The sequence below is a fragment of the Corynebacterium sp. HMSC06C06 genome (genome assembly GCF_001807295.1).
Lineage (GTDB): Bacteria > Actinomycetota > Actinomycetes > Mycobacteriales > Mycobacteriaceae > Corynebacterium > Corynebacterium striatum.
This window is the reverse complement of the sequence record NZ_KV788452.1, coordinates 1-605: the sequence shown is the minus strand read 5'-3', so window position 1 is coordinate 605 and position 605 is coordinate 1. Positions and strand designations below refer to the sequence as shown.

Genomic DNA, 605 nt, shown 5'->3' with positions numbered 1-605 from the left:
TGTCGATTTGGGGTAGTTGGTACCGCGAGTCCGCGTAGTTGGTACCGGGGTTCCACGTACCCGGTACTGCAAGGGGGTTTTCTTTCATAGTTGATGTTGGCGGCACCACGATCCGCTGGTGTTGCGTCAACTTCTACTTGGAAGGAGCTGGTCCTTGTGGCCAACTTCAAACAGATCATCGCGATGTGCCTTGATGGTGCTAGCTACGCGCAGATCACACACGCATTGGGATGTTCACGACGAGAAGTATCCCGCGCAAAGAAAGTCATCAACGATGAGGCACTAACTCCAGAGCGTTTCCGTCAACTTCCACCGGGATGGTTCGATGATCGATTCAGCGACGGCCGGAGTAAACGGACGATGTCCTACGACCAGCCTGATTTTCACGCTCTTGCACGCAAGCTGAAAAGTACAAAGCATGTGACCAGGCATAAGCTGTGGATGGACTACTTATCGCAGCCGTGTCCGACGGACAAGACAAAGTACCAGTACTCCCAGTTTTGCAGTGGGCTCAATGAGTTTCTGCGTGCCAATGATCTCGTTGAAGTTATCACCCATGAGCCAGGCCAAGAGCTTTACGTTGACTGGGCCGGTGACAAAGTGCC

General features: G+C 52.9%; 1 pseudogene. It reads left to right on the top strand.

The annotated features are described in order from the left end of the window. Nucleotides 1–156: 156 nt before the first annotated feature. Nucleotides 157–605, top strand: a pseudogene (locus tag HMPREF3153_RS00250) (helix-turn-helix domain-containing protein); the annotation flags it as partial.